This is a genomic window from Litoribacter populi, assembly GCF_007483685.1.
Taxonomy (GTDB): domain Bacteria; phylum Bacteroidota; class Bacteroidia; order Cytophagales; family Cyclobacteriaceae; genus Litoribacter; species Litoribacter populi.
The window spans coordinates 675,361-682,509 of record NZ_VMKN01000002.1 but is presented as its reverse complement, the minus strand read 5'-3'; the positions used below and the strand labels follow the sequence as shown (position 1 = coordinate 682,509).

At 41.4% G+C, this 7,149-nt stretch carries 7 protein-coding genes; 3 read left to right on the top strand and 4 right to left on the bottom strand.

Going from position 1 to position 7,149, the window contains the following annotated elements; translation table 11 throughout:
- Positions 1 to 140: 140 nt before the first annotated feature.
- Positions 141 to 500, bottom strand: a complete 360-nt coding sequence (locus FPL27_RS18750) for a methyltransferase family protein (RefSeq protein ID WP_262712101.1) — start codon at positions 498 to 500, stop codon at positions 141 to 143.
- A gap of 290 nt (positions 501 to 790) precedes the next feature.
- Positions 791 to 1,378: a methyltransferase family protein gene (locus FPL27_RS18745; protein WP_143962751.1), complete on the bottom strand. Its 588-nt coding sequence runs from the start codon at positions 1,376 to 1,378 to the stop codon at positions 791 to 793.
- A 49-nt stretch (positions 1,379 to 1,427) separates the two neighbouring features.
- Between FPL27_RS18745 and FPL27_RS18740 the strand changes: the two genes are divergently transcribed.
- Both FPL27_RS18740 and deoC read left to right on the top strand, forming a co-directional pair.
- On the top strand, positions 1,428 to 2,630 hold the full coding sequence (locus tag FPL27_RS18740; RefSeq protein ID WP_143962750.1) for an NAD(P)-dependent oxidoreductase: 1,203 nt from the start codon (positions 1,428 to 1,430) through the stop codon (positions 2,628 to 2,630).
- A gap of 7 nt (positions 2,631 to 2,637) precedes the next feature.
- Positions 2,638 to 3,288: a deoxyribose-phosphate aldolase gene (deoC, locus tag FPL27_RS18735; protein WP_143962749.1), complete on the top strand. Its 651-nt coding sequence runs from the start codon at positions 2,638 to 2,640 to the stop codon at positions 3,286 to 3,288.
- 4 nt (positions 3,289 to 3,292) lie between these two features.
- Here the strand turns inward: deoC and FPL27_RS18730 are convergent, their stop codons facing one another.
- Positions 3,293 to 4,519 carry a Na/Pi symporter gene (locus tag FPL27_RS18730; protein ID WP_143962748.1) on the bottom strand — a complete coding sequence of 409 codons (1,227 nt, stop codon included), beginning with the start codon at positions 4,517 to 4,519 and terminating at the stop codon, positions 3,293 to 3,295.
- A gap of 320 nt (positions 4,520 to 4,839) precedes the next feature.
- Between FPL27_RS18730 and FPL27_RS18725 the strand changes: the two genes are divergently transcribed.
- A complete protein-coding gene (locus tag FPL27_RS18725) occupies positions 4,840 to 5,976 on the top strand; it encodes a hypothetical protein (RefSeq protein WP_143962747.1) in 1,137 nt (378 codons plus the stop codon).
- 39 nt (positions 5,977 to 6,015) lie between these two features.
- Here the strand turns inward: FPL27_RS18725 and FPL27_RS18720 are convergent, their stop codons facing one another.
- The gene (locus FPL27_RS18720; RefSeq protein WP_185974419.1) at positions 6,016 to 7,035 is read right to left on the bottom strand and encodes a DNA topoisomerase IB; all 1,020 of its coding nucleotides are present in this window, start codon (positions 7,033 to 7,035) and stop codon (positions 6,016 to 6,018) included.
- Positions 7,036 to 7,149: the final 114 nt, after the last annotated feature.

The window sequence follows — 7,149 nt, the reverse complement described above, 5'->3', positions numbered from 1 at the left end:
GATGAGGGCTTTTAGTTTCCAGTCGTTTTTTTCTCTCAAGGTGAGGGAATCGTCTTGGTGGACGGTCATGTACATTTTGGATGCCATGAGGGTGTGAGCAATGAGTAAAAGGAATAATAGGGCGTAAAGTATAAGTTCAGTCATTTTGTAAATCTTGGAAGTAATGCCGGCACATTGGACTTGTATGCTGTATATTTTGCCCCAAAAATGGCAATTAATTTCTTTTCCTCATAATTAATGCCCACCGGGAGATAAATTGCCAAGGCTATTAAATGGATTAGGGAAGTCCAAGTTGGTGTAAATAGCAGGTAGCCTGAAAAAATGAAAATCAGACCTAAATATATGGGATGGCGCAAATACTTGTGAATGCCCTCGACCACCAGTTCCTGTTTTTCCTTCAAGTCGTCATGAGGCACAATCCCGCTGAACTTCCAGAGGGAAAAATTTTTGAATGACTTGATCAAAATGATGGTGCCAATGCCGGCAGCCATTAGGCCCAAATATTGTGTAAAATCTGTGGCGAATCAAATTTCAATTCCTATATGGTGCGATTAGAAGCTTGCTCTCTATACTGGAAGACAAATGCGTAATAACTTCGTATAGCATACATTATACGAAGTTATACGACTCCCAAAATGAACTCATATCCCTTTTCAACGAGGTCTTCAATATTCTTTTTTGAAAGCAGGCCCGAATCAGCTATGATGACGGGGGCGGGCTCGTATAACTTCGTATAATGTATGCTATACGATGTTATTACGGAATAATAGGGCGTAAAGTATAAGTTCAGTCATTTTGTAAATCTTGGAAGTAATGCCGGCACATTGGACTTGTATGCTGTATATTTTGCCCCAAAAATGGCAATTAATTTCTTTTCCTCATAATTAATGCCCACCGGGAGATAAATTGCCAAGGCTATTAAATGGATTAGGGAAGTCCAAGGTGGTGTAAATAGCAGGTAGCCTGAAAAAATGAATATCAGACCTAAATATATGGGATGGCGCAAATACTTGTGAATGCCCTCGACCACCAGTTCCTGTTTTTCCTTCAAGTCGTCATGAGGCACAATCCCGCTGAACTTCCAGAGGGAAAAATTTTTGAATGACTTGATCAAAATGATGGTGCCAATGCCGGCAGCCATTAGGCCCAAATATTGTGTAAAATCTGTGGCGGGAAATAGTGGCTCGGGAGGAATGCTTGCTGCAAATAGAAAGATGGCCAAAAACAGTATTGTTGACATCAAGGAATAAAAAAACCTATACCATTTGTATGCTTTTCCCATGATACGCTGAAATTTTCTTTTTAACTTCAAGCGAGCAAAGAAAGTGTGCGTGAAATAAAACACCGCCCAAAACAAAAGGAGGAAGAGGTATTGCATTTTTGCTTTTTTTATTGAATCAAGTTACATTTTAACCTATCAAATTACAATGAAAATTGGATTGATCCGGGAAAACAAAGTCCCCAAAGATAAGAGAGTTGCTTTTTCACCAGACCAACTGTCCACCATACATGAAGATTCAGACCGGTTTTTTGATTTTGTGGTTGAACCCAGCCCTCATCGCTGCTATGAAGATGAGGAGTACGTAGACGAAGGTGTGGAGGTGAGCTTGGAGTTGGAAGGCTGTGATGTGCTAATGGGTATCAAAGAGGTACCAGTGGAAAACCTTATATCCAATAAGACCTACTTTTTCTTTTCTCATACTATAAAGAAGCAACCCTCCAACAAGAGGCTGTTGAAGGCGATTCTTGAAAAAAACATTACCCTGATCGATTATGAAGTGTTGAAAGATGCTAAAGGAAACCGGTTAGTGGCTTTTGGTAAATGGGCAGGGATAGTAGGTGCCTATAATGGAATCTGGACTTATGGTCAGAAGAGTAAATCCTTTTCACTCAAAAGAGCCCATGAATGTTTTGATCTGCAAGAGCTGAAAAAAGAGCTTGAAAAAGTGAAGCTTCCGTCCCTCAAAATAGTTGTAACAGGATCAGGCAAGGTAGCCAATGGGGCAATGGAAGTATTGGAGTGGTTAAAAGTGAGAAAAGTTGAATCCGCTGATTTCTTAGCTAAAGAGTACGGAGAGCCTGTTTATACCCAGATCGGTTCGGAAGAATACAACAAAAGAAAATCTGACGGACTATACAGGAGGGAGGAATTCCATAAGCAGCCGGAACTGTATGAAAGCAATTTTGTAAGGTTTACCAAAGTCAGTGACATTTTCATAGCCGCTGCCTACTGGGACAGTAAGGCTCCAAAGTTATTTGAGAAAAAGGATACTGCCCATCCAGATTTTAAAATCAAGGTGATAGCCGATATTACCTGTGATATAGATGGGTCGGTGCCCACAACTGTTAAGTCTAGTTCAATTTCCGATCCGGTTTTTGATTTTGACCCCGAGACTTTGGAGGCTAGGGAGGCATTCTCTAGTCCTGATCATATTTCGGTGATGGCAATTGATAATTTGCCTTGCGAACTGCCACGGGATGCTTCGCATGATTTCGGAAATCAACTGATGAAGCATGTTATTCCAGAGCTTATGCTTGAAAAGTCGGAGATGCTGGACAGGGCTACTATTGCTAAAGTAGGTAAGCTGACCGAAAATTTCACTTATTTAGAAGATTATGTAAACCAATAGAAGAAATATGAACAACCTGGAGCGCTATCTAGAGCAGACAATATTGAAGCCTACCATGACTGACAGAGATCTGGATCAGTTGGTGGCTGATGCAAAAAAATATAATTTTAAAGGGATCTGCGTACCTCCATTTTGGGTAAAAAAGGCCAAAAGGGATTTGGGCGAGGTAGATACGCAAGTTGTTACGGTGGTGGGTTTTCCCCTGGGCTACAACATGACCGAAACCAAGGTTTTTGAAACCGAGTTGGCGATCAAAAATGGGGCTGATGAAATTGATGTAGTTTGGTCTACTACCTCATTCAAGACAGGCATGAACTGGCCTAAAATAGAGTTGGCAAAACTTGCGACTATCTGCCATGAGCAGGAAAGAATCCTGAAAGTAATCATTGAAACCGCTTACCTGGATGAAAATGAAATAAAGAAAGCCTGTGAAATATGCAGCCAGGCTGGGGTGGATTTTGTAAAGACATCAACCGGTTTTGCTCCCTCAGGGGCGAAATTGGAGCATATCAAACTGATGCGTGAGATTCTTCCCAGCAACGTAGGCATCAAAGCCAGTGGCGGGATCAAGACCTATGAACAGGCTGTGGAGTTCATTAAGGCAGGAGCTGACCGCATAGGGACCAGTTCAGGTGTAGAGATTTTGAATGGCAAGTAGTGAGCTAAAATTTGGGCTGGGACTTTAAATGTCCCTCCACTGCTTTCAATCCGGATAGGGGTCCCCTCATCCGGATTTCTTTTTTTACTTCAGTTTTTGCCTCGAGTGGACGTACATCTTCTTTTCTGTTGAAATAGATCAGTAAAAACGGGATGACGAAAAAGGTCAAAAGGATATAGGCAAGGCTGAGGAATCTACGTTTCGTTGACTTCTGCCCAAAATAGACGGCAAGCCGAAGGGGTAAGTTTCGCAGTGCTGGAAAGGGTAAGAATATCAGTGTCCCCATAAGATTAAAGAGGATGTGTACAATAGCAATGCTTATAGCTGCTTCTGTTTTGTAGATGGCTGCGACTACTGCAGTAATGGTGGTGCCCACATTTGCTCCGATGATGAAAGGAAAAACCTTTTCAAGAGAGATTTTCCTGGTGGCTACAGCCGGAACTACCAATGAAGTGGTTACCGTGCTGGATTGTACGGCAGCGGTAAATACTGTACCGTACATAAAAGTTCTCCAAGGTGCTCCAAACACATGTTCACTTATGTTTTTGAAATTTGGAGAAAGGAAGGTTTTCAAAACAGTGTCCGAAAGGATCTTTATAGTCAGAAAAACCAATATTATTCCTATGGTCAAAGTGATCAAAGCCTGGCCGATGAAATCATACACCCAGATGGTGGCCGGTCGTGTAAAGAGCACATTATATACATAATCCCCTTCTACTATGGCTGCTGAAGTGAAAAAAGCTGAGGTTAATAACTCTGCGGTGTTGCTAAGAAAACCGAAGTAATACTCCAGAGGGAAAAGAATAACAGCTGTAAAGATGTTGAAGAAATCGTGCAAGACTCCTGCGGCAAGGGCTTTTTTGAAGCCACTTTTCTTCATGATAAAGGTAAAGGATACAAGTGTACTGGTCAGCGTGGTTCCAATATTGGCACCCATGATCAGGGGTACTGCTTGCTGAAGGCTTAAGTTTCCGCTGGCCACTACAGCGACCACCATGGCAGTCACCATGCTGCTTGACTGGAATAGGGCGGTCATCAGCAACCCAATAAAAAGCCCAACAAACGGATTAAAAGTAGCGGTGAAGATATCCCTTGCTACTTCATTATTAAGTCTGGCTAGGGAAAAAGTGAGCAAATCTATGGAAAACATGAAAAGCAGCAAGGCAAATAAGAGCTGAATGGCCATTATTAGCTTAAAGGACCGTGTCTGTACTTGCTGGAGTTTGCTCATCTAAATAACTTGGCGTCTGGATAGGGAATTTCTAGGTACAAAATAAAGGTAGAAAGATTACTTTCTTGAAGGATTAATATGAAGCTTTTGTTAATATTAATTCTACTAGCAATAGGAAATTGCTTAAAGAATCGAAATGAAATTTCTCAAAGGTTAAAAAGATTTGAAAAATATTCCGTATTACCTACCTTTGGTGCCTAAGTGCCGTGATTTGCATTTTAATAATATGGAGAAGGGGTTACTTAACAATTCCTTAACATATATGCCGGTTAAACTTCTTTAACTTTGCTGGCAGATTATCAAACGCCTTTTAAACCATTATGGCTAAATTAAAAGATCAAAATATTAATCAGGACGCTTTATCAAAAGCAGCCTATTCACTTTTTGATTTCACCAAAAAAGAAAAATCTTTCCTTTTAGTAATCTGTATCCTCATTTCCATTGCCGGGATATTAACTCCATATACGTATGCGGCCATGTGGTTTGGCTTCTTCTTGGCAGCCTATTCGGCCATTGCCAATGACAGTATTCAAACCATAGGTACCTTTATCGCCTCCAATCAGGAAAGGAAGTGGTATTGGTTGTGGTTGTTTATGGGTTTGATATTCGTAGGTACTGTGGGTTTTAGCTGGTATACACTGAACGGTGATGTGAGTTACGAGCGCCTTCAAGTGCCAGGATTGGATAGGGCCCCGGAAAACTTCGTGTTTCTCCAACTGGCAGCTCCGATTGTACTATTGGTAATGACCAGGCTAAGGATGCCAGTTTCCACGACGTTTCTACTCCTTAATGTGTTCACCTATAAGGCAGGCACTATTGCAGGTGTAGTTCAAAAAAGCTTTATAGGATATTTATTGGCCTTTGGGATTGCCATAGTGGTGTGGTATGTTTTGGAAAAGTTTGTAACAAACTACCTTAAAGGCAAGCCAAAACCCTATTGGTATATTCTCCAGTGGTTTACTTCCGGTACACTATGGGCCGTATGGATCATGCAGGACGCTGCTAATATTGCCGTTTTCCTCCCAAGACAGCTTAACGTTTGGGAATTTATTGCCTATGCAGGCATAGTTTTCTTTGGTCTCGGATTCTTGTTTTACCTTAAAGGGGATAGGATACAGAAGATTGTCAATGAGAAAACGAAGGTAACCGATGTGCGTGCCGCCACAATTGTGGATTTCGTATACGCTATCATCCTGTTCTATTTTAAGATGTACAGTAATATGCCGATGAGTACCACATGGGTATTTATAGGATTACTAGGAGGTAGAGAACTTTCCATCGCATTGGCTAAGTCCAAGAAGCTTAAAAAGCGAAAGGCAAGGTTGGTAAGAGCTTGGAGATTGGCTTCTAGAGATGTGTTCAAGGCATTTATAGGGCTTTTGGTATCCCTTATACTTGCCCTAATCATTAATGAGGGAGTCAGAAAAGAGATATTTGACCTAATATTAGGTAGATAATAGGAATGAAGGCCAGGAAATTTTCCCGGCCTTTTTTCTTTAGCATTGGGACAAGAGATGTAAAGTCAATATCTCATCCTTGTCCAAAGACCTTTTGAGCTTTTTAAATTTTATAAGTGCATCAGTGTATTCCTCTTCAATTTTTTTCTGAGTGGCACATTCCAGCACTTTTGGATGGATATAATATTCCCTGCAAATGCTGACTGTATTGCCCAATTTTTCAGCCACCATGTTGACAAGGGTGGTGTCAAGCTTTTTACGTGGATTTTCCTCGATTTCTTTTTCGGCCTCGGGCTTGAGTTTGACCGTAAGTACTGATCCAGCCCAGGTGCGGAAGTTTTTGGCAGAAAAATCCTCCCCTGAGATTTCACGGAGGTATTCATTTACATCGTCGCTCATAAGGTTGCAGTAATATTTTTTTTCTTCATCGAAAAAGCGGAACAGCTCGTATCCGGGCATATCATTGCATTCTTTGATTAGGTTGACCAAGCTCTCATCCTCCAGCATCACTTTCCTATACTTTCCGCTTTTGGCTTTGAATTCAAAGCAAACGCCTCCTTCCTCAAAACTCACATGCTTTCTCCTCAAGGTACTCAAGCCATAAGTCCCATTTTGCCTGACGTAGGATAGGTTGCCTATACGTATATATGCTTCATCCAGAATCATAATCATAATCGCCAGTACTTTCTCTTTTGGCCACCCCGGGAGCTTTACGTCACGGGCAATACGGCGACGGATGGATGGCAGGGCTTCTCCGAAATGCCTCAACCTTTCATATTTGGAATTTTGGCGGTGCATTACCCATTGAGGATGGTAGAGGTACTGCTTGCGCCCTTTTTGATCATACCCTACGGCCTGAATATGGCCTTTAGGTGAACGTGCGATCCACACATTTTCCCAGATAGGGGGAATCACCAGACTTTCTATTCTTTTGAGGGTACTTTTTGCTGTGACCTTTTTGCCTGAGGAAGTGATGTATGTGAAATTTTTTCCCGCTTTTTTGCGGAGAATCCCGGAAGCTTCCTGGTCGGTGTAAATGAGATTTTCTGGTAGGGTCATAAATAATAGCGCTTGCCTGAGATTAACTAGGAAAACCATTCAAAGTTTATCTACTTGATTTCTGTGCCAATTTTTGCGCAATAGGTATGAAAGGCTTAAATTCATGGTTTAAAT